This window comes from Bradyrhizobium sp. USDA 4504 (assembly GCF_054063995.1).
This window is the reverse complement of the sequence record NZ_JBSSGV010000001.1, coordinates 8,766,860-8,788,850: the sequence shown is the minus strand read 5'-3', so window position 1 is coordinate 8,788,850 and position 21,991 is coordinate 8,766,860. Positions and strand designations below refer to the sequence as shown.

At 60.1% G+C, this 21,991-nt stretch carries 22 protein-coding genes; 1 reads left to right on the top strand and 21 read right to left on the bottom strand.

Features of this window, described 5'->3' with window-relative positions:
* Window positions 1–27: 27 nt before the first annotated feature.
* The 7 genes from nifD to ACVMB1_RS41235 all read right to left on the bottom strand — a co-directional run bounded on the left by nifD (window position 28) and on the right by ACVMB1_RS41235 (window position 7,296).
* Window positions 28–1,530: a nitrogenase molybdenum-iron protein alpha chain gene (gene nifD / locus ACVMB1_RS41265; protein ID WP_069277616.1), complete on the bottom strand. Its 1,503-nt coding sequence runs from the start codon at window positions 1,528–1,530 to the stop codon at window positions 28–30.
* Window positions 1,531–1,803: 273 nt separating this feature from the next.
* On the bottom strand, window positions 1,804–1,941 hold the full coding sequence (locus ACVMB1_RS41260; protein ID WP_176731332.1) for a hypothetical protein: 138 nt from the start codon (window positions 1,939–1,941) through the stop codon (window positions 1,804–1,806).
* Window positions 1,942–2,006: 65 nt separating this feature from the next.
* The gene (locus ACVMB1_RS41255; protein WP_069277636.1) at window positions 2,007–3,254 is read right to left on the bottom strand and encodes a cysteine desulfurase; all 1,248 of its coding nucleotides are present in this window, start codon (window positions 3,252–3,254) and stop codon (window positions 2,007–2,009) included.
* Window positions 3,254–4,573: a Fe-S cluster assembly protein SufD gene (gene sufD / locus ACVMB1_RS41250; protein WP_456849777.1), complete on the bottom strand. Its 1,320-nt coding sequence runs from the start codon at window positions 4,571–4,573 to the stop codon at window positions 3,254–3,256. The genes ACVMB1_RS41255 and sufD overlap by 1 nt, the downstream gene beginning before the upstream one ends.
* 19 nt (window positions 4,574–4,592) lie before the next feature.
* Complete coding sequence (gene sufC / locus ACVMB1_RS41245; protein ID WP_069277614.1) at window positions 4,593–5,345, bottom strand: Fe-S cluster assembly ATPase SufC; 753 nt, start codon at window positions 5,343–5,345, stop codon at window positions 4,593–4,595.
* A 69-nt stretch (window positions 5,346–5,414) separates the two neighbouring features.
* A complete protein-coding gene (gene sufB, locus ACVMB1_RS41240; protein WP_069280662.1) occupies window positions 5,415–6,911 on the bottom strand; it encodes a Fe-S cluster assembly protein SufB in 1,497 nt (498 codons plus the stop codon).
* Between the two features lie 190 nt (window positions 6,912–7,101).
* Window positions 7,102–7,296, bottom strand: coding sequence for a 4Fe-4S binding protein (locus tag ACVMB1_RS41235; protein ID WP_081334787.1), 195 nt, complete (start codon window positions 7,294–7,296; stop codon window positions 7,102–7,104).
* A 140-nt stretch (window positions 7,297–7,436) separates the two neighbouring features.
* On the opposite strand from ACVMB1_RS41235, the gene ACVMB1_RS41230 reads away from it, so the two are divergent.
* Window positions 7,437–7,646, top strand: coding sequence for a hypothetical protein (locus tag ACVMB1_RS41230; protein WP_456835776.1), 210 nt, complete (start codon window positions 7,437–7,439; stop codon window positions 7,644–7,646).
* 337 nt (window positions 7,647–7,983) lie between these two features.
* Here the strand turns inward: ACVMB1_RS41230 and ald are convergent, their stop codons facing one another.
* The 14 genes from ald to ACVMB1_RS41160 form a co-directional block, all read right to left on the bottom strand.
* Window positions 7,984–9,096, bottom strand: a complete 1,113-nt coding sequence (gene ald, locus ACVMB1_RS41225) for an alanine dehydrogenase (protein ID WP_069279810.1) — start codon at window positions 9,094–9,096, stop codon at window positions 7,984–7,986.
* A 204-nt stretch (window positions 9,097–9,300) separates the two neighbouring features.
* Window positions 9,301–10,347 (bottom strand): hydrogenase expression/formation protein HypE, encoded by a 1,047-nt coding sequence (hypE, locus tag ACVMB1_RS41220; RefSeq protein WP_069279811.1) that lies wholly within the window; start codon window positions 10,345–10,347, stop codon window positions 9,301–9,303.
* Window positions 10,344–11,486, bottom strand: coding sequence for a hydrogenase formation protein HypD (hypD, locus tag ACVMB1_RS41215; protein ID WP_069279812.1), 1,143 nt, complete (start codon window positions 11,484–11,486; stop codon window positions 10,344–10,346). The genes hypE and hypD overlap by 4 nt, the downstream gene beginning before the upstream one ends.
* Window positions 11,483–11,719: a HypC/HybG/HupF family hydrogenase formation chaperone gene (locus ACVMB1_RS41210; protein WP_456849775.1), complete on the bottom strand. Its 237-nt coding sequence runs from the start codon at window positions 11,717–11,719 to the stop codon at window positions 11,483–11,485. Before ACVMB1_RS41210 ends, hypD begins: the two co-directional genes overlap by 4 nt.
* A 1-nt stretch (window position 11,720) precedes the next feature.
* A complete protein-coding gene (gene hypF, locus ACVMB1_RS41205; protein WP_069279814.1) occupies window positions 11,721–13,976 on the bottom strand; it encodes a carbamoyltransferase HypF in 2,256 nt (751 codons plus the stop codon).
* On the bottom strand, window positions 13,973–14,932 hold the full coding sequence (hypB, locus tag ACVMB1_RS41200) for a hydrogenase nickel incorporation protein HypB (RefSeq protein ID WP_456835777.1): 960 nt from the start codon (window positions 14,930–14,932) through the stop codon (window positions 13,973–13,975). Before hypB ends, hypF begins: the two co-directional genes overlap by 4 nt.
* Window positions 14,932–15,273, bottom strand: a complete 342-nt coding sequence (gene hypA / locus ACVMB1_RS41195; RefSeq protein WP_069279816.1) for a hydrogenase maturation nickel metallochaperone HypA — start codon at window positions 15,271–15,273, stop codon at window positions 14,932–14,934. Before hypA ends, hypB begins: the two co-directional genes overlap by 1 nt.
* The gene (locus ACVMB1_RS41190) at window positions 15,266–16,357 is read right to left on the bottom strand and encodes a hypothetical protein (RefSeq protein ID WP_069279817.1); all 1,092 of its coding nucleotides are present in this window, start codon (window positions 16,355–16,357) and stop codon (window positions 15,266–15,268) included. Before ACVMB1_RS41190 ends, hypA begins: the two co-directional genes overlap by 8 nt.
* A gap of 715 nt (window positions 16,358–17,072) precedes the next feature.
* The gene (locus ACVMB1_RS41185) at window positions 17,073–17,936 is read right to left on the bottom strand and encodes a hydrogenase expression/formation protein (RefSeq protein WP_069279818.1); all 864 of its coding nucleotides are present in this window, start codon (window positions 17,934–17,936) and stop codon (window positions 17,073–17,075) included.
* Window positions 17,933–18,376, bottom strand: a complete 444-nt coding sequence (locus ACVMB1_RS41180) for a hypothetical protein (RefSeq protein WP_456849774.1) — start codon at window positions 18,374–18,376, stop codon at window positions 17,933–17,935. The genes ACVMB1_RS41185 and ACVMB1_RS41180 overlap by 4 nt, the downstream gene beginning before the upstream one ends.
* 200 nt (window positions 18,377–18,576) lie before the next feature.
* Window positions 18,577–18,867: a HypC/HybG/HupF family hydrogenase formation chaperone gene (locus ACVMB1_RS41175; RefSeq protein WP_069279820.1), complete on the bottom strand. Its 291-nt coding sequence runs from the start codon at window positions 18,865–18,867 to the stop codon at window positions 18,577–18,579.
* Window positions 18,868–18,882: 15 nt separating this feature from the next.
* The gene (locus ACVMB1_RS41170) at window positions 18,883–19,464 is read right to left on the bottom strand and encodes a HyaD/HybD family hydrogenase maturation endopeptidase (RefSeq protein WP_069279821.1); all 582 of its coding nucleotides are present in this window, start codon (window positions 19,462–19,464) and stop codon (window positions 18,883–18,885) included.
* An 11-nt stretch (window positions 19,465–19,475) separates the two neighbouring features.
* On the bottom strand, window positions 19,476–20,198 hold the full coding sequence (cybH, locus tag ACVMB1_RS41165) for a Ni/Fe-hydrogenase, b-type cytochrome subunit (RefSeq protein WP_456849772.1): 723 nt from the start codon (window positions 20,196–20,198) through the stop codon (window positions 19,476–19,478).
* Window positions 20,188–21,978, bottom strand: a complete 1,791-nt coding sequence (locus ACVMB1_RS41160; protein WP_456849770.1) for a nickel-dependent hydrogenase large subunit — start codon at window positions 21,976–21,978, stop codon at window positions 20,188–20,190. The genes cybH and ACVMB1_RS41160 overlap by 11 nt, the downstream gene beginning before the upstream one ends.
* Window positions 21,979–21,991: the final 13 nt, after the last annotated feature.

The window sequence follows — 21,991 nt, the reverse complement described above, 5'->3', positions numbered from 1 at the left end:
TTGCTCTACTCTGGAACCAAGTGCTTTTTATTCTGCAGCCAAGAGCTTCGGCTTCGCAGCTCCCTTCCAGGGAGCCTTCATCTTCTTCCAGATCGGCGAGTTGACCGCCATGTCCATGTCCCGCGCGAAGATCGCAAAGCCGTCATAGCCGTGGTATGGGCCAGAATAGTCCCAGGAATGCATCTGCCGGAACGGGACACCCATCTTTTGGAAAACGTATTTCTCCTTGATGCCCGATCCAACCAGATCGGGCTGGAGCTTTTCGACGAAGCGCTCGAACTCATAGCCATTGACGTCGTCGTAGATGAGCGTGCTGTCCTTGACGTAATGTTGGGCGGTGCGCTGATAGTCGTCGTTGTGGCCGAACTCGTATCCGGTGCCCACGACTTCCATGCCGAGATCCTCGTACGCGCCAATCACATGACGCGGACGAAGCCCGCCGACGTACAGCATCACCGTCTTGCCCTCTAGGCGGGGGCGATATTTCGCGATCACAGCGTTCACCAGCGGTAGGTATTTTTCAATCACCCGCTCGGCGCCTTCCTTGATCCTGTCGTCGAAATAGCCCGCAATCTTGCGCAGCGATTCTGCGATCTTTGACGGTCCGAAGAAGTTATACTCGCACCAGGGAATACCGAATTTCTCTTCCATGTGGCGGGAGATGTAGTTCATGGAACGGTAGCAATGCAGAATATTGAGCTTTGCCTTCGGCGTCGCTTCGAGCTCAGCGAGTGAACCATCGCCGGACCACTGCGCAATCACCCTCAGGCCCATTTCCTCCAGCAGAATTCGCGACGACCAGGCGTCGCCGCCGATATTGTAGTCTCCGATGATCGCAACATCGTACGGTGTCGATTCGAACTTTGGTTTGTCGTCGGTCTCGAGCTTGTCGAAAATCCAATCGCGCACCGCGTCGTTGGCAATGTGGTGGCCAAGCGATTGCGACACGCCGCGAAAGCCCTCACAGCGGACGGGCACGATGGTCTTGCCGCCGTATTCCTTGGATTTTGCTCTAGATACGGCCTCGATGTCGTCCCCGATCAGTCCGATTGGGCATTCCGATTGGATTGTGATGCCGTTGTTGAGCGGAAACAGCTCTTGGATTTCGTCAAGGATTTTGATCAGTTTCTTGTCGCCACCAAATACGATGTCCTTTTCCTGGAAGTCGGAGGTGAATTGCAGGGTCACGAAACTATCGACGCCCGTTGTGCCAACGTAATAGTTACGACGCGAGCCCCACGAATACTGGCCGCAGCCAACCGGGCCATGGCTGATATGGACCATATCTTTGATCGGTCCCCAGACCACCCCCTTGGATCCTGCATAGGCACAACCTCTGATCGTCATCACACCGGGTATTGATTTGATGTTGGACTTGACCCCGCAGTCGGACTTGCCGGCCTGGTGAACGTTGAGGTGCTTGGCGCGCCGTTTCGCGGTCTTCTCCGGATAGACTTTCAGCACCTCCTCGATCAGCTCTTTGTTGCGAGCCTTGATTTCTGCAATGCTCTGGGTCGTAGCGAGACTCATGCTTATGTCCTTCAAGGGTTAGCTGTTGGAGAGCGGCTTGCTGTCCAAGACTTTTGCAACGAGCATGCCAGCCCGTCGCGTGCGCAAAAACTGGAGTAAATAAAAGCGGTTAGCGCACTTCGCCCCGTGGGGCTGATTGTTGTTGCGAACGCGACATCGCACTTTGCACGGAGACTTCTTCGTTAGGCCTGTTCGAAATGGAACAAGTGCCGGTTATGCGCGAAATTGCGTCGCACAACTCTGGAAGGCACGAAGTGCTGCCGACTGCAGTACCTAGCGATCACGCTCGCCGGGACAGCCGCTAACACGGAAAACAGGCAGGCTGAGCGGCTCCGGCTTGCCAATACTATCCATGTCTGCAGAGACTACAGAAGCTTTACGCTCAGCAATGACGATGACGTCCTTGTGCATGACGTCATCGCTCCCGATGATCGACGCAAGCTGCCTGGTCGCCTAGACGTGGCACGCTCGCCGGTTCACGATAATAGCTGCCGCGCCTTGATCAGCGCGCCCACGAGCGTATCAATCTCTTCGTATGTGTTATAGAGGCCGAAGGACGCACGGCATGTCGCCAGAACGCCGAAGCGCTTGAGCAGCGGCATCGCGCAATGGGCCCCCGCCCGCACCGCTACACCTGCGCGGTCGACAACGGTGGCAATATCATGCGCATGCGCCCCCTTCATATCAAAGGAGATAATTGGTCCCTTATCGGCCGGTGTCCCGATCATGCGCAGGGAGTTGATGTCCCCCAGCTGCTGCTGTGCGTAGGCAAGCAACGCACTCTCGTGCTCGCGGATCTGCTCCTTGCCTATGGAATTGATGTAATCCACAGCCGCTCCGAAACCGACCGCCTCAACGATCGGTGGCGTACCCGCCTCGAACCGGTGCGGCGGATCACCATAGATGACGCCGGCACGTGACACCTCACGGATCATCTCGCCGCCCCCATTGAAGGGTGGCATCAACGCCAGATGCTCAGATTTGCCGTAAAGCACTCCGATACCCGTCGGACCATAGAGTTTGTGGCCCGTCATCACATAAAAATCGCAATCGATATCGCAGACGTCGGCGTTCAGATGGACGCCCCCTTGCGAACCATCGATCAGCACCGGGATACCACGCGCGTGGGCGATACTCACCACATCCTTCACCGGCACAACGGTCCCGAGAACGTTCGACATCTGCGTGATGGCAACCATCTTGGTGCGTCGCGTCAGGAGCTGCTCGAATGCATCGAGCAGGAAGTTGCCGTCATCATCGACTGGCGCCCATTTGATCACTGCACCGTTCCGTTCCCTGAGAAAGTGCCACGGCACGATGTTGGAATGGTGTTCCATCATCGAGAGAATGATCTCATCCCCTGGAGTGACGCGTTCACGGCCGAAGGTCTGGGCGACCAGATTGATTGCTTCGGTAGCGCTGCGGGTGAAGATGATCTCTTCGTTTAGACGGGCGTTTACAAATCGCGCCAGCTTGGCACGGGCACCTTCATACGCCTCGGTCGCCGCGTTAGCGAGGTAGTGCAAACCGCGATGCACGTTGGCATATTCGCTGGAGTACGCCTGCATCATACGGTCAAGTACCGCCTTAGGCTTCTGCGCCGAGGCGGCATTGTCGAGATAGACCAGCGGTCTTCCATAAACTGTCATGCTCAGCGCAGGAAAGTCCGTACGCAGACGGTCAACCTCGTACCGGCCATTGTTCATCGCGGGATGCACGCTCATCACCGCGCCTGCAACCAGTGTTCAGCTTGCGCGGTCACAAAATCGCGCAGATCCTCGGTACCGATTTCCTCAATCACCTCACCCAGGAATGCTCTGATCAGCAACGCCTGCGCCTCCTTCTCGGATAGACCGCGAGCGCGCAGATAAAATACGAGAGTGTCATCCAGCGCGCCTGATGTCGATCCGTGGCCGCAAGTCACGTCGTCGGCCAAGATTTCAAGTTCGGGCTTGTTGTCGGCGCCGGCCTCGTCAGACAGAAGCAGCGCTCGCATCGTCAGCGTGGCGTCCGTCTTCTGCGCGGCAGGGCGCACGACAATCCGGCCTTGGAACACCGAATGGCCGCAATCATCTATAACCGCACGGAACTTCTCCCGGCTGGCGCAGTGGGGCACAGCGTGCTCGACGACGATTGTTGTGTCGACGTGCTGCTTGTGCCTGATGAGATTGACCCCGTTCGCCGAGAGCTTGGATCCCTCGCCGGCTAGCGTGATGAATCCCTGATAGCGACTGACCGAGCCGCCGCAGATCATGCCGAAGAGATCAAGCCTCGCCCTGGCGCCGACCGCGATGATCCCCGACGAGATATTCACCGCGTCAGCAGCATCGGCTGCCAGTCGGATATGCGAAAAGCGCGCCTCCTCACTAATCAGGGCGATTGTCGCATCGTTAGTCTGATAGCCGCTCGCGCCTTCGTTCGAGACGAAGCTTTCCAGCACGACCGCTTCTGCGCCTTGGCCGAGATGCAGATAGGAACGCGTGAAGTTGGACGCCCACGATCCGGTCGCGACGTGAACGATCTGTATCGGACGCTTTACCGCTTTGCCCTCAGCGATGGTAATCACCAAGCCATCGGTCGCCATTGCCGCGTTGAGCGAGATCATCGCATCAGTCGTCGTCGAGAGTATCAGCCCGGCCATCGCGCTGTCGGCGGAATTCTCCAGGACCTCTCGGAGCGACCGCACATCGACCCCATTTTCCAGCCTACCTACGTCGGATAGTTCGGGGGCGAATATGCCATCTACCAAGACGAGCTTGACCGCCTGCTCGACTGCCGCTCGCTTAACTGACGTCCTTGCGTGCACGAGTGCAGCCGCATTCGGTTGCGGAGCGAGTGGCTGGACCTCGCCAATCAGGCCGCGCAGATCGGTGTATTTCCAAGCCTCAATGCGCCGATGCGGGAGGCCGGCGCGCTGGTAGGTCTCAAATGCCCTTGCACGGATATGAGCGACGGGCCCGGAGCCAGGCAGCCGTCCATGCGCCGCGGCGAAGACATTGTCCATTGTGCGCCCAGCGGCGGCTTTGACTACAACCTGATTCATCTGGAAACCCTTTGAGCCGTCACGCCACGTCCTCGAATTGGGCGTAGCCAGAAGCCTCAAGCTCCAGTGCGAGTTCCTTGCCGCCGCTCTTTCTTACTCGCCCTTTCGACATCACGTGGACAACGTCCGGCACGATGTAGTCGAGAAGCCGCCGATAGTGGGTGATCACGATCATCGCTCGTTGCGGCGAACGCAACGCGTTGATGCCGCCCGCGACAATCCGCAGTGCATCGATGTCGAGACCGGAATCGATCTCGTCCAGGATGCACAGGCTCGGGTCGAACAGCGCCATCTGCAAAATCTCGTTGCGCTTCTTCTCACCGCCGGAAAATCCGGCATTGAGGCCGCGCTTGAGCATGCCTTGCGGGATGTTGAGCGACTTAGCGACCTCGCGGACTCGTTTCGTAAAATCAGGAGTGGAGAATTCCTTTTGTGCGCGCGCCTTGCGCTGGGCGTTTAGCGCCGCGCGCAGGAAGTTCATGGTGGTTACGCCAGGGATTTCCACCGGATACTGGAAGGCAAGAAATACGCCCTTGGCAGCGCGCTCGTCTGCTTCCATCGCGAGCAGGTCGTCATCCTTGAATAGGATTTGGCCAGCGATCACCTGATAGCCGGGTTTGCCGGAGATAACGTGGCTAAGCGTAGACTTTCCGGAGCCGTTCGGCCCCATGATAGCATGCACTTCACCCGCATTGACCGTAAGATCGAGGCCGCGAAGAATTTCGCAGCCCTCGATACCGGCATGCAAATCTCGGACTTCAAGTAGCGCCATTGTGATCTGATCCTGAAATGCGTGATCCGGAACGCGCGCCGCGATCAGGAGGGCTCGCGGAACGATTAATTATCCGACGGATCCCTCGAGCGAGATCGAGATCAACTTCTGCGCCTCCACCGCAAATTCCATCGGCAGTTTTTGCAGCACGTCTTTCGCGAAACCGTTGACCACGAGGCCGACGGCTTCCTCCTGCGAGAGCCCGCGCTGGATGCAGTAGAACAGCACGTCCTCGGAAATCTTCGACGTCGTCGCTTCATGCTCGAACGTCGCCGAGGAATTCTTGGCCTCGACATAGGGCACGGTGTGCGCGCCGCATTTGTCGCCGATCAGAAGCGAGTCGCAGGCGGTGTAGTTGCGCGCGCCGGTGGCCTTGCGGTGCGCACTGACCAGGCCGCGATAGGTGTTCTGCGACTTGCCGGCGGCGATGCCCTTGGAGATGATCCGGCTCGACGTGTTCTTGCCGAGGTGGATCATCTTGGTGCCGCTGTCGACCTGCTGGAAGCCGTTCGAGATCGCGATCGAGTAGAACTCGCCGCTCGAATTGTCGCCGCGCAGGATGCAGCTCGGATATTTCCAGGTTATCGCCGAACCGGTCTCGACCTGGGTCCAGGAGATCTTCGAATTGCGACCACGGCAGTCGCCACGCTTGGTGACGAAATTGTAGATGCCGCCCTTGCCTTCCGAATTGCCCGGGTACCAGTTCTGCACCGTCGAATATTTGATCTCGGCATCGTCGAGCGTGACGAGCTCGACCACGGCGGCGTGCAGCTGGTTCTCGTCGCGCTGCGGCGCGGTGCAGCCCTCGAGATAGGAGACGTAGGAGCCCTTGTCGGCGATGATCAGCGTGCGCTCGAACTGGCCGGTGTTGCGCTCGTTGATGCGGAAATAGGTCGACAGCTCCATCGGGCAGCGCACGCCCGGCGGCACGTAGACGAACGAGCCGTCGGAGAACACAGCCGAATTCAATGTCGCGAAGTAATTGTCCGAGGTCGGCACCACGGCGCCGAGATATTTCTGCACCAGCTCGGGATGTTCGCGGATCGCCTCCGAGATCGGCATGAAGATCACGCCAGCCGCCTTCAGCTCCTTCTGGAAGGTGGTCGCAACAGAAACCGAATCGAACACGGCGTCGACCGCGATCTTGCGGTTCGGCGTCTGCTCGCCACCGGGCGGCGGCTCGACGCCCTCGAGGATCGCGACCTCGCGCAAGGAGATACCGAGCTTCTCGTAGGTCTTGAGGATTTCCGGATCGATCTCGTCGATCGAGGACAGCGTCTTCTTCGGCTTCGGCGCCGCGTAGTAGTAGATGTCCTGGTAGTCGATCTTCGGATAGTCGACGCGCGCCCAGGTCGGCTCGGTCATGGTCAGCCAGCGGCGATACGCCTCCAGGCGCCATTCCAGCATCCAGGCCGGTTCATTCTTCTTTGCGGAGATGAAGCGGACGGTGTCTTCCGACAGCCCCTTCGGGGCCTTGTCGGACTCGATCAGCGTCTCAAACCCATATCGATACTGGTCGACGTCGATGCGCCGGACGCGCTCGACCGTCTCTTGTACAGCTACCATTGCCCCCTCCGCTCGCGCACGAACAACTCCGGCCGACGACGGTCCGCCTGCGTCCCCTCCGAGCCGATCGCGCAAGTCACAGCCAACGGGGGACCAGCGAGTGAGAAAACCAAGTGACCGATCCAAATAGACACCGCCTTCGCTGGTGCCTTCATCATGTGTGCCGGAGCCCCACTCATCGGCTAGTCTCTTATGCCGGCACGCAGGTGTCGGGCACTGGGCAAACGACAGCGCATTGCGGCGCCTCAAAATGCCCCTCACATTGGGTGCACTGGGCCGGATTGATCACGTATATGTCGTTCTTCAGGGTGATCGCGGCGTTGGGACATTCGAACTCACACGCGCCGCAGACAGTGCACTGGGACGCGATTATCTTGTAGGGCATCACTGCGATTCCATAGCAAAAGTGAGGGACCGCTTCTTGCGTTCAAGTCTTATGCCAAAGAGCCTGGGCTTGATTTGTCTCGGTTATTTTCCAAAGCACTTGTCGCCGCCTCAACGGATGTCGCAAATGCGACAATGTGCATGACCTTGAGTCCATGGTCGATCCGGCGGCAGTCGACCAACGAGGTCAACCGCGTCCACCGGCTGATCTTTCAGATGGCCGCGGTAGCGCAGCTACAGATCGGCACCGTCCCCTCCGAGTGCTCCGCTACTGCGTCAGGTTCGCCAGTGCCGATCATTTCGGTTCTGCTGACGGACGGCGGCGGATTTAGCGACAGCGCGCTACGATGAAGAGCCGGTGCAGTCGTCACCAACCGATGCGCATCTCCACAGCACGACCAGAAATGTCGCACTGATCGCGCAGATAGCAGATAAAAGTCGGTTTGATGATCGCGGCCCCACCGGGCGAGCCGTTGCAGGCAATACTCAATCCTATCGGATTACCCGCAGACGTGCATTCATATACCCTCTATTGGACGAACAGTTTATCTCCCATGACGCGTCGGCCTTCGCTCCGCGTTCCAGGGACATGCCAGCGGCGCTCTGCAGGTTGATAGAGCCCCAAAAAAAAGCCACCCCGAAGGGTGGCCCAAGTCAGGGAGGAAACGCCCGTGTGGGGCCTCTGGGATCAGGCCGCAGCCTGTTCGATCGGAGAGAAGGGGAGCCCGAGGCTCTCGGCAACCGCCTTGTAGGTGAGCCGGCCTCGATGGACATTGAGGCCCGCGCGCAGGTGCGGATTCTCGAGCACGGCGGAAAAACCCTTGTTGGCCAAAGCCAAACCAAATGGCAGAGTGGCGTTGTTCAGTGCCTGGCTCGAGGTCAACGGCACAGCGCCGGGCATATTGGCCACGCAATAATGGATGATGCCATCCACCTCGTAAGTTGGATCGGCGTGGGTGGTTGGATGCGATGTCTCAAAGCAGCCGCCCTGATCGATAGCGACATCCACGATGACCGCGCTCTTGCGCATTGAGCTCAGCATGCTCCGGCGGACCAGCTTCGGTGCGCTCGCTCCTGGAACGAGCACCGCACCAATTACCACATCGGCCGCAAATACTTCCTCCTCTACAGATTCGATGGTGGAAAACCTGGTACGAACGCGACCTTCGAATAGCTCGTCCAACTCGCGGAGCCGGGGTATCGAACGGTCGATGATGGTGACCTCCGCGCCCAAACCGACCGCCATGCGTGCCGCGTGCGTGCCAACGACGCCACCCCCGATCACCACGATCCGAGCCGGCTGAACACCGGGCACTCCACCGATTAGCAGCCCTCGTCCGCCTGCACTGCGCTTCAGCGCACTACCCGCCGCTTCGATCGCAAGCCGACCCGCGACCTCGCTCATCGGCGCCAACAGTGGAAGGCCCCCATGAGCATCGGTTACGGTCTCATAGGCGATCGCGGTGCACCCAGATTTGAGGAGTCCCTTGGCCTGCTCCGGGTCTGGCGCCAGATGCAGGTAAGTGAAGAGGATCTGGCCCTCCCGCAGCTGGCTCCATTCGGACGGCTGAGGCTCCTTAACCTTTACGATCATCTCGCTCGATGCGAATACCTCGCCTGCAGAAGCCAGGATCGTTGCGCCGACGGCGCGATAATCGTCATCGGTTGCACCAATGCCGGCACCGGCATTGGTCTCGATCATCACGCGGTGGCCCGCTGCCACGTATTCGCGGACGGCTCCAGGGGTAAGGCCCACGCGATATTCGTGCGCCTTGATTTCCTTGGGGACCCCGACCTTCATTTGAAAACTCCCTGCCTGGAGGGGCTTTTTAATCGGAAGAGCGCAGCGATATTGCGATCCAGGCGCGTATATGGCGCAGAAATTCAGCGATCTTTCGCCAGCTACGCAGGATTTCAAACCCACAGAGACGAAGTGGATTGAATGACCTGCTCTTTGAGCTTAACCGCCATTCCCGCATGCTCGCCGCGAACGGGTGCCGTGTGTTCAACAGATCCGAGGCAATTGTTCGCCCGACAACCAGTCGACAATTCGTCCGCCGCCGAAACTGGTCGCCATTTGCACAAATTTGTGTTCGTCAGCGACCGCCTCGCCAATATCGGCCGCATCGCACCCGAGTGGATGCGCCTTCATGGCTGCAAGCACGGCGTCGGCCACATCAGGCGCGACGATCGCAACGAGCTTGCCCTCATTGGCGACATGGATCGGATCAAGCCCAAGAAGCTCGCAGGCGGCCGCAACGGCGGGCTTTATGGGAATGGCCGCTTCCTGCAGACGAAACCCGAGGCCCGATTGATGCGCAATCTCGTTGAGAGCGGCGGCAAGTCCGCCCCGCGTGGGGTCACGCATCACCCGGATGCCGCGCCCACCGGCCGTCATCATGACCGCCACCAAGTCATGCAGCGATGCGGAATCCGAGATGATCTCAACTTGAAGAGCAGCGTGCTGGCGCGCTGACATGATCGCCACTCCATGGTCGCCGAGGCTGCCGGACATCAGCACGCGGTCCCCGATCCTTGCCTTGTCCGCTGAGAGATCGAGGCCATCGGCCAGGAACCCGATGCCCGTCGTAGAGATGAACAGGCCGTCCGCCTTGCCGCGCTCGACGACCTTGGTGTCTCCAGTGATGATGTAAACGCCGGCAGCGCGCGCCGCCTCGCCCATCGACTGTGCAATCGTCCTGAGATCCGAAAACCGGAACCCCTCCTCAATGATGAAGCTGGCCGATAGATAGAGCGGACGTGCGCCGGCCATCACGACATCATTGATCGTGCCGTGCACAGCCAGTGACCCGATATTGCCTCCGGGAAAGAACAGCGGCGAAACGACATAACCGTCGGTCGTCATTACCATCCTGCCTGCCGCAACATCGAACGCCGCCTGATCATTGCAGCGGGCAAGCCATTCATTACCGAAGGCTTGGTGAAAAACGCAGGAGATCAGTTGCGCCATGGCACGGCCTCCGGATCCGTGGGAAAGATCAACGCGTCCGTTGTCGACGTCGAGCTTGCCTTGATAGGCCTTTACGCTCATGACATCCGCCTCACCTGGTCATCGCGAACTCGGCCATAGGTCCAATACGCGGCACAAGCGCCTTCCGAGGAGACCATGCAGGACCCGACGGGTGTTTCTGGCGTGCAGACGGTTCCAAACAGCTTGCAATCGACCGGCCGCTTGGCGCCGCGCAGGATCGCGCAGCACTCGCATGCCGGATTGTCGGCGACACGCAGCTCGTGCATCGCAAAACGCGCCTCGGCGTCAAATCCCGCGTAAGCCCGCTTCAACTTCAGCCCACTGTTGGGGACGAGCCCAAGCCCACGCCATTCGAACTGCTCACGCAATTCGAATACCTGCGAAACCTCGTCCTTGGCGCGTCGGTTGCCTTGGCGGTTCACCGCACGGCTGTACTGGTTCTCTACCTCGTAACGGCCTTCGTTTACCTGGCGTACCAGCATCAGGATCGCCTGCATCACGTCGAGCGGCTCAAATCCCGCGATCACGATCGGCTTGCCGAATTGCTCCGCCAGGGGCTCGTAAGGCTGCGTACCGATGATCGTGCTGACATGTGCAGGACCAACGAAGCCGTCGATTGCGACCCCGCCGATATTACGCATCTTCGGGTTCTCGAGAATGCTGTGCATCGCAGAGGGCGTAAGCACATGGTTGCAGAACACGCTAAGGCCCCTCAGCCGCTTCTTTTCGGCAATCCGGATCATCACCGCGGTCGGCGGCGTCGTGGTCTCAAATCCGATGGCAAAGAAGACCACCTCCCGGCTTGGCACCTGTTCGGCGAGCCGGATAGCGTCGAGCGTCGAATAGACCATCCGAATGTCTGCTCCGAGGGCTTTGGCTCGCATCAGGGACTGCCCCTGCGACCCCGGCACGCGCATCAGGTCGCCATAGACGCACAGAGTGACCTCCGGCCGCTCGACGAGCCGGATCGCCATGTCAATCCGGCTGGCGGGCAGAACGCAGACGGGACAACCGGGCCCGTGGATCATACGAATGTTCGCGGGCAGCAAATCCTCGAGGCCGTAGCGGGAGATCGCATGAGTGTGTCCGCCGCAGAATTCCATGAACCTGTAAGCCCGTCGCGCACCGGCTTCGGCGCCAATTGCCCGCGCAAGTCCCTGTGCGATGGTCCTGTCACGAAATTCGTCGACATACTTCATGGTCGGGGTTCCCGCCCTGCACTGCCGAGCTCCTGCAAGAGCTCCAACGTGCGCGTGGCTTCTGCCGGGTCGATCTTGGAGAGCGCATAACCGACATGGACCAGAACGCTGTCGCCGACGTCGAGCTCTTCGATGAGAGCAATCGATATTTCCAGGCTGACCCCATCGATGGACACGATCGCCATATCGTCGGGAAGAATTTTTGATACCTTTGCCGGGACCGAAAGACACATATCAGGCTACTCCTTCCAGGGCTGAAGACCCTTCAATAATCTGCAGAGCGGCAATCCACGCCTGGCCGAGGCTCAAACCTCCATCGTTGGGCGGCAGCTGCCGTGGCACCAGCGGGGTGAGGCCTGCGCTGCGGCAACCGCGCTCAATTTCATCCGCCAGCACCGCGTTCAGAAAGCAGCCGCCGCTTAGAACGATGGTATTGACGCCTGTTTTCCGTGCAGAGCGACTGACCCAGTCAATGCAAGCGGCGGCAAAGGTGCCATGAAACAGCCCGGCTCCGTCAGCCGCGTCGATGTCGTCTGCAATCAACCGCGCAAACAGTGGACGAAGCGATAATACGCCGCGGTCGATGGTCCAGCCGGTATCGAAAATCGCAGTCCGCCGCACCAACGCCTCGAGCTTCATCGCGGCTTCGCCCTCATAGCTCTGCACACATGCGATTCCCAGCAGCGCTGCCGCGGCATCGAACAACCGGCCCGCGCTGGTCGTGGTGGCCCCGCCCGGCTGATCGAGCAATACCGACATGCGCTCAGCCTGCCGCTGCGCAGCAAAGCGAGGCCCGATTTCGTTACCCCGGCCGAGCGCCTGCAATATTGCGCTTGCCATACGCCACGGCTCGCGCGCCGCCCGCTCTCCACCAGGCATTTGCAAAGGCGCGAGATGCCCGATGCGTCGACACCTTGTTCCTTCGCACAGCAACAGCTCGCCACCCCAGTTACCGCCGTCGGAACCGAAGCCATGGCCGTCGAGCACCAGGGCAAGCGCCGGTCCGGCATGGCCATGCTCAGCAATGACGGCGGCAGCGTGGGCGTGGTGATGCTGGACGGCGATAAGGGCCCGGCCGCTTGCTTCCGCAAAGCGGGTCGATGCCATATTGGGATGCAGATCATGGGCAATGACGACAGGCTCCACATCAAGGGTCGATGCGAGGTGGCGGATCGTCTCCTCGAACACGCGGATGCCTTCGGCGGTATCGAGATCGCCTATATGCTGGGAGACGAAGGCTTCGTTGTCCCGCGTGATGGTGACAGTCGATTTCAGCGCGCCGCCGACGGCGAGCACGACCGGCACAGACCTCGCAAGCCGGATCGGTTCGGGGACGTAGCCACGTGCGCGGCGTACGAATTGGGTCCGGCCGGCCACCACCGACAGCAAGGAGTCATCGGCACGTGTCAGGATATCGCGATCATGGGTTACGACTAGGTCTGCAATCCCTTCGAGCCGCCACAGCGCCTGCGCATTGTCGATCAGGAGCGGTTCGCCGCAAGAATTGGCGCTGGTTGCGACGATGACCGGGCACGCCCCCTCAAGCCACGCTCCCGTCGAGCGAAGCGCGTGAAAGATGAGGTGATGCAGTGCCACGACCGGCAGCATGACACCAACGCGCGATAAGCCAGGAGCTATGGCGGGCGCCAGATTATTGCGCGAAGGCAGAAGGACAACGGGACGTGCTACGGATTCAAGCAGCGCAAGCTCGGCCCCATTCGCTTCTGCGATTTCGTTGACCAGCTCTGTGGAACCGACCATGACCGCGAACGGCTTCTGCAGGCGGTGCTTTCTGCTGCGCAATCGCTGCACGACGTCCTGGTTGCGTGCATCGCAGAGCAGTTGATATCCGCCGAGCCCCTTTATGGCCACGATTTGGCCGCCGGCGATCGCCGCGACAATGGCATTGATCCCATGGCTGAGCCGAGGACCGCAGATCGGACACGCGATCGCCTCCGCATGAAACCTGCGGCTCGCTGGATCGGCATATTCGGCCGCGCAGGCAGCGCACAGCCTGAAAGCTTTCATGACCGTGTTGTGGCGATCATACGGAAGCTGTTCGGCGATCGTATAGCGCGGGCCGCAATGGGAACAGCTGACGAACGGATAAAGGTAATGGCGATTTTCGGGATCGAACAGCTCACTCAGGCATTGCTGGCACGTCGCGGCATCGGCGACGATCCGCGCTGATAACTTGCCACCCTCGCTCGTGCCGATCGAAAAGCCTTTTGCCGCGAGCGCCCCAGTCTGCTGAACGCAGATGTGGTCGATGTGTGCCAGTGGAGGCAGTTCGAGCGGCAATGCGGCGACAAACTCGGGCGCGCGGCGACCCTCGACTTCGATGGTGACGCCCTCGGAGCTGTTGACGACAAACCCCGCTAATCCGTACCGCGTGGCGAGGCCATAAACGTAGGGGCGAAAGCCGACCCCTTGCACGGCCCCGCTCACGCGCACGCGCAGCCGTGTTCGGTCGCAGGTGGCGGCGCTCATCGCCTCGTGTCCTCCAAGGCGCGCCTGTGATGCGCTGCCTGCTTATCGATCCAGGCGTAGAGCCCGCCAAAACCCTCGCCGGTCCGCGCCGAAACCGTGAGTACTTCGATCTTTGGATTGACGCGTCTTGCATATTCGACGGTCTTGCCCAAATCGAATTCAAGCAGCGGCGCCAGATCAACCTTGTTGATCAGCATGAGTGAAGAAGCGCCAAATATATCCGGATATTTGAGCGGCTTGTCTTCACCTTCAGTGGTCGACAACACCACGATCTTGCAGGCCTCGCCAAGATCGAAAGCCGCGGGACAGACCAAATTACCGACGTTCTCGATGAAGAGGATACCGCCAATGAGCGGCGGCAGGCGGCGATAAGCCTCGCCAATCATAGCTGCATCAAGATGACAACCCTTTCCGGTATTGACTTGAATGGCTGGCACGCCGGTCGCGCGAATGCGTTCGGCATCGTTCGAGGTCTGCTGGTCGCCTTCGATCACCCCGATCGGACGGCCGCGCTTGAGCTCGGACACGGCGCGGACCAACAGCGAAGTTTTGCCTGCACCGGGACTGGACACGAGATTGAACACGAGGAGCTCATCGGCCACGAAGAGCGCGCGGTTATCCGCCGCGATCCTGCTATTCTTGCTAAGGATGTCGCGCTCGATCTGAATGACCCGCTCGCGGCGCATGTCCGCGACCTTCAAGCCAGCCGGGCCGGCGCTGCAGTCCAGAATCGCTTGCCCAGCATCCGCCCTCCGACGGCCAGGATGATGATCGTGATCATGGATGTGGCGAGCATGCTTTGAACGCTGCAGGTCCTGGTCGTTATGCAGATGCGCCTCATGGCGATCGCAATCGTCCTGCACATGAGGATAGTCGCGAGCTCGGCCTTGCACATTATTCGCTTCGGAGGGCTCGGTCGAAGGAGTCCCTTCGCTGCAGCCGCATACGCCACACATCAATCGATCTCCAGCTCTTTCACCCGCATCTCTTCGCCCGCGGTGACCTGCAACTGGTAGCTGCCGCAACAAGGACAGCTTTCACCGCGCCGTGCAATCTCGACGCTCTTCGAACAGGTCATGCACCAGGCCTCGCCGGGGCGTTCGATGATTCTAAGAGCCGCGCCCTCGGCAATGGTCCGCGTTGCGACGACACCAAAGCAGAACCTGATCGCTTGCGGCGTGACATGGCTCAAGGCCCCGATCTCCAGACGGATGCTCCGCACCAGCGAAAACGATCGGCGATGCGCTTCTTCCTCGACGATTTCGATGATGCTCTGACAAAGCGCCATTTCATGCATCGTCAACTTTGCGAAACTTGAGTGTGAATCCGACGCAGGGATCAAGCGATTCGATCACCGCACGAACCGCTTTCTGATGCCGTCTCGCCGTCAGCACCGCGCCCTGCAGGTTACGGACAAGCGGTCCGCGCCTATGGAAATTCCATTCCGTCGGAGCAAGAAATTCGAAGCGGTATATCTGGCCCTGAGGATCAAGCTCAACCGCGTGATAGAGGCGACCCCTGGCGCATTCCACCGCGGCCGCTGCACGTCGAGGACCTAACCTGTAGCTTTCGACGATCCCAGGCTCCGCTGCGTCGATATGAGCACCGGACTTGAGCCAATCGCATAGCCGAACGATCTCTGCAATTCTGGCCTTCAGCCGCTCAACCGGACCGGACCGCCCCAGCCAGAGCCGCTCACGCGTCATTTGGCGCGCCCATGGACCTGTCTCGGGCGCACGGCCCCCAAGGTCGGGACAATGGCAAAATGTCGGGTCATCGCCGAGCAGCCGTTCAACGATGTTGCGGTCGTCGGCGACGGACAGGAACGAGTGCGCGATCCGGATGGACTTCAAGTCGACCTCATCAAGCGCTGCGATGCAAAGCGCGGACGGGCTACCGGGCCTTGGCACGCCATCTTCATTCGGCATGCCAAGTGCAGTGAGCGCAGCAACAATCTGAGCTATCGCTTCGCGTCGAGCAGAGCCGCGAGCTGGCCGGGCGCTGCCGACAAGCATGGACAATGCCCGTATAAGGGACCGGATCGCCGCCGCACTGGCGTTCGGCGTAGGATGCGCGACAAAGAGAGCCCGCAGCAATTCTGAGATGCGTTCGGCAACGATCAGGATCATACGACGCTGTTTTGTCGCGAGGATGATCTCTTCGTCACGCGCCGCTTCGATCGCGGACAGCAATGCGGCCTGCTGCGCAGCGGCACATAAGGTGAAGAGCTGCGGCAGCGCATTGAGCAACGACGATGGCGGTTTGCCGGCGAACAGCCGCGCCAGCGGCGGCCTGGCTCGCGGCAGGATCTCGACCGCGGCGATGACGTCGGCAGCAAGCGATATGGTGACATCGATTTTGGTGCGGGCGATAAGACTCATGCACACCGCTCTGCCACCATCTCGCGCAAGAAATGCCGCCGATTGATCAAATAAAGATGTGATGCTTGGAAATGACGTTGCGTTCGGCGGTAGTCCGGCCACACCATGGCAGGGACCGCTACTTCGGCAATGGCGCCACCCACGTCTTTGCGTGCGGAACTCGCCGAGAGCAGGAAGCAACAGGTGCTCGAGCTCAACGGCGCGATTTCGCTGAAAACAGGTTCAACGTCACCGGATCGAACTGAGCGCAGGTTCGATCTCTGCCCAGCATGCCTTGAGCAGGTGCCGTTACCCAGGCAGACGGCCACCTTCATGGCCCGAGGCGCGCCCATTACGCTATCGCACCTACCTTCTGCGCGTGCGAAACCCGATCGCTTCGACCCTGGATATGGATCGTTCAAGACCGATCGCGTGCGCATGGCTCGACCGGCGGTATCCCAACAGGCTGCTACGAGCATCTCGTCAGACGCCGACACCTCGGCGTGCTTGCGCCTGCGAAAGTCCTGTCCACGTTCAAGCATCACCTTCAGCCGACGCAAAGCCGGCCTTGGACGCACGAAAGCCGAAGCAGCTTTTAGTTTTTCGCGCGCAACGCGCTCGCGCAGCAGTCTGCGTCGCCATCGTTCTCCGGTGGTTGCGCACGATTCAGCCAAGGCCACATTGCGCGCGCGCCGGCTGTGAGAACCGACCGGACGCCAAACAGTCTCCAAGGTCTTCATGAGACGTAAGCCTTCATGATTTCCTGCAGACGTTCGGCAGAATCCTCGAAATCCTCGTCGGCAGCCAACGCAACAATCGGCGCGTCGCCGACCTCCAATGTGTCGAGAATGATGGTGTCCATAGAGTTGAGGAACTGCACCGACCAAACATTTCGGATCCCGGTCGCTTGCACCCGGCATGTGCCATAGCCGCGGAAGATGAGTTGGACCGGACCATTGCCCAGGCTCTGCTGCAGAAACGCCAGATCAACGGTATTCATCGGCAGCAGTGTCAGATTGATGACATGCGCGCGCATGCCATGCCGCCAGGCGCAGGCCCGCTCGCGTATTTCGGCGAGCACCGGCAACACGTTCATTGCGCCGTCCGGCGCCGCACCGATCACCAGATCGGTCGACGTCAGGTCTGTTGCGGCGCGTCGCACAATCTGCGGGATCGCCCCGATCTCAACGTAATCGTGCGCCGGTTCCGTCCCTATGCGCACGCGCCAGATTCCCGCAAGCACGGACTCCTGGATTTCGGCCAGAGAGCCATCTGGTAGCCCAACGAAGCCGGCGACCTCGCCTTCCCCAAGCACTTCGGCAATCAGCTTGCGCTCGGGATCACTGAGATCCGCGAGCCCATACAGTTGCGTGCGTGCGCTGCTCTTCTGGCCGCGAGCGGCAGCAGCTGCGTTCGATAACAGGGCGATGGCATTTGGACAGTTTCTTGCAAGCTCGCCGCCATCGTGCCAAACGCGCTCGGCGAGCGCCCCCACAGCCGCGGGCCCGCTATGGATGACGTCGAGACTATCCGCATCCACAGGAAGCGCGCTCATCGGCGACGCAGGGCTTTCGTCTCCGTTGCGGGCCGCCGTTTTCATGATCCGACGTTCCGGTGAACGTGCCGAATGGCAATGCTATTGGCGATCCAGGCGGTACCCGCTTGTGGTCGTACGATCGATGCCGACATGGGGGCGATCTTGTCCAACCGGACCTGACTCTTGCCGACCAGGCGCAGTGTAGCGCGCTGAGGGCATTCGATCGGCCTCGGCGGGCCACGCAGGCCGAGCCGCCCGCCCGGTTCGTCACCGGCGCCGCGTGCGGTTACGACCCTTTGCACGGGCCGGAGCGCCTTGGTCTGTTCAGAAAGCGCGGTTGCGACGTGGATCGCCCAGCGTGAATATAAGGGGCCCGCTGCCGACGGCAGCTCCACGCCTTTCTTCCCGGGATCCTGCCCGGCCAGATGAGCATCGCCGCCCGCTCTCTCCACCTCGGACAGACCAGGCCGCGCCAGATCATGCTGAGCCGGCTGGAACTTCATCAGACGCCTTTCCGATAGTCTTCGGGTTCTCTCGGCGAGGTCTTAGCAAGGCACATGCCAATGATCGTCTCGCTGTGATCGCATTCCCGGCCGGAGCAGTGGCTGTAAGCGCTTTACATTTTCTCTGTAAAAGTTGCCTACGATTGCAAATCGGTTCGTGAGCAGGGGCCGGCAACACGATGTCCGCGCTCGGCACCCCGCTAGCGTAGATGGTCGGGCAATTGCGGCTCATGACCAATCAAGTCCGCAAAGAAGCGATCGCAGTCCTCGCCGTTGAGACTAGCCTCGAGCCCGTCGAGTGCTTCCGAGATTCGCCTTGCTTCATCCTCCTCCAAGGGCCGCACCGCTGTGTCGATATGGACGAGCACCTTGGCGCCGACCATCGCGCCGGAGAGCAGCATGACCGAGACACGCCGCTTTTCACCGCCATACTCGCATAGCGCCGTGACGCCGTCGGTCTCAACAATCGTCATTGGTAAGCCAAGGCACATGGATAACCGCGGCCGCTAGATCGGCTGCGCCCTTTCATAATTGACATGGTCGATATTGTTCCCCAACAGCCGTTCTGATGCAGGCAGCGGGACGGCCCGCGGTCTTGCCGGTGCGCCCCACTGGGCCAGCAGGTTGCAGGCCAGTTCGATCGCAGGCGTGATCTGAACACGCACCGGTGCAGTCAACGGACCGCCCCAATGCTCCAGGTCCAGCGGCTGACAGCCGATCAGAGCGAGCTCTCGCGGGCAGCGACCAAGCAGGTCGGCCGCACTCAAGACCTCCTGAAAGCCGGTCTGATGCAGGCTCAGCTTCTTGGCAGCGGTAAATTTCGGCACCTCGTCATCTCGCACGAGCTTCAACTGTCCGGGAGAAAGTCCATAATCGACGGCATCGAACGCGATCAGGCAATCGGCCTGCTCAAGAAAACTGACGAGATAGAGCCCCTGCGTGCCACCATCGAGGATGGAGACGTTGTCATCGATGGTGTAGCGACGATAAAACTCCTCTACCACCCGCACGCCGAATCCCTCATCGGCCCATAGGATATTGCCGACGCCGAGCACCAGGATCCTTTTCTTGTTCTCCGGACTCAGCATCCGCCTCCCGGTCAATCGCGAAACTGACGCTGCCCCGAAATCATCGAGGAGATGCTCCGGCCCGACATGATGTCTTCCCGGATCACCGCGTAAATGTGGACCAGCGCAAAGGTCACGATCATCCACAGGCCGAGATGATGCCAGGTACGGACGTCTTGACCGTTCGGGCAGATTGCAAATACCCAGCCGAACGACTTGTACTGCCAGCTGTCACGACCGACGCCCTGCCCGTAAAGTGCAAAGCCCGTGACGATCATGAACGTGGTGGTCTGCGTGAACATGAAGAACATCGCGAGCTGAGCCAACCGATTGTGCCCGACGTGCCTTTCGGGCTCAGCTGCAAGGAAGGCGTACCAGCGCATTTCGTCGTACACTTCGCGCCAAAAGCATCTGCGCCAGAGCGGCACGCAAAAGATCTGCATGGCATGCGGGTTTCCCATCAAGGCCCAGTAGATGCGCAGCATAAATCCGACGCCGAGCACATATCCCGCCAAGAAATGCGCAAAGCGGATATAGCCGAACAGGAAATTGTCGCTAGCCTCCCCCGGCATTGCCGGTGTCCCAGTTCCAATGAGATAACCGGTTATGCCCAGCACCAGAATGGCCGCCGCATTGCCCGCGTGCCACAGTCGCACCGGCGCTTCATAAACGTAGGCGGCCCCGTGAACACTCGGCGCTGCATCGACGATGGCAACGGTTTTCGGAGCCTTGTCCAGTATGGACCTAACGAACATCGACTGAAGCCATTTCTTGGCCGGAAGGACTGATCACGTGGGTCGAGCACGCCAGGCACGGATCAAAGGAATGGATCGTGCGCAAGATCTCCAAGGGCCGCTGCGGATCGGCGACCGGAGTACCGATCAGGGAGGCTTCAAAAGCGCCAATATTTCCCTGGTGGTCGCGAGGAGACCCGTTCCATGTCGTCGGCACGACACATTGGTAATTGTCGATCTTGGTGTTCTTGATCTTGATCCAGTGCCCGAGCGCACCGCGCGGCGCTTCAGTGAAACCGTAGCCCCTGGCCTCATTAGGCCAGCCTTCCGGCTTCCACTTGCTGACGTCGGCAGTTGCGCTATTGCCTTGCTTGATATGGACGACCAGCTTGTCCTGGAAATAGCGCATCTGATGCGCCGCCCACTGGCATTCGAGTGCCCGCGTCACGGTACGGCCAAGCGTCGAAAACAGCGCGCTCAACGGAAGATTGAGCCCCTTGAGCAGCCTCTCGGCCGGCTCCTTGAATTCGGCTTTGCCTTGCGCATAACCGATGATGTATCGCGCCAATGGCCCCACCTCGACCGCGTGGCCGCGCCAGCGCGGCGCTTTGATCCAGGAATACCTGCCGTCTTCGTCGAGTTCCTTGATATCTGTTCTGCTGCCTTTGACCTTTGCCCCTAGCTCAAAATTCGGTTCGGTGACGCCATCCCAGGGATGCAGGCCGCTGAACTCGCTAGGGTATTTATACCATGAATGCGCGACGAATTCCTGGATCTGCTCGGGATCGCCATGGTCGATCGGCAAAATCTCCTCAAGATTGCCGCCAAGAATGACGCCGCGCGGCAGCCTGAGACTTTTCGCGGAACAGTCGTTAGCGTTTTCGGGGATGTCGCCATAGGACATCACGCTTTTGCTAGAAAGCCCGCCGCCATGCAGCCAGTCCTTATAGAACGAGCCGATCGCTGCGATGTCGGGCAGATAGACCTGCTCGACAAACTCGATCGAACGGTCGATGACCGAGGACACCAGGTTAAGCCGCTCCATATTGATCGCGCCAACCGCACCATTTCCGTCGATGTTGATCGCGCAGGCCACGCCGCCGACCAGCCAGTTCGGATGCGGATTCTTGCCCCCATAGATGGCTTGGATCTTGACGATCTCCTTCTGGAAGTCGAGCGCTTCCAGATAATGCGCCACGGCCATCAGGTTCATTTCCGGCGGCAGCTTGTAAGCCGGATGCCCCCAATAGCCGTTCTTGAACGGACCGAGTTGCCCTGACCCGAAGAACTTGGTGAGCCTGATCTGCAAATCCTTGAAATAGCCAGGAGACGACAGCGGCCAGGGCGAGATGGACTGCGCCAGCGCCGAGGCGGACCTGGGATCAGCCTTGAGCGCGGAGACCACGTCGACCCAATCCAGCGCGTGCAGGTGATAGAAATGCACGAGATGATCATGCACAAGCAGGCACAGCTGCATGATGTTGCGGATCGAGTTGGCATTCTCCGGAATGGCGATCCCAAGTGCATTTTCAACGGCGCGCACGGAGGCGAGCGCATGGGTGCCGGTGCAGACACCGCAAATCCGCTCGGTGAACGCCCAGGCGTCGCGCGGATCCCGCCCGCGCAGGATGACTTCGATGCCACGCCACATCGTCCCGCTCGAGACCGCGTTGCGGATCACGTTGTTCGAATCGAGGTTGGCTTCGACGCGCAGGTGGCCCTCGATCCGGGTCAGCGGGTCGATCACAATTCGCTTGCCGGAACGATCGAGCTTGAACCCATTCGGTGTCTGGACGGCCACCGTCGTCCTCCCC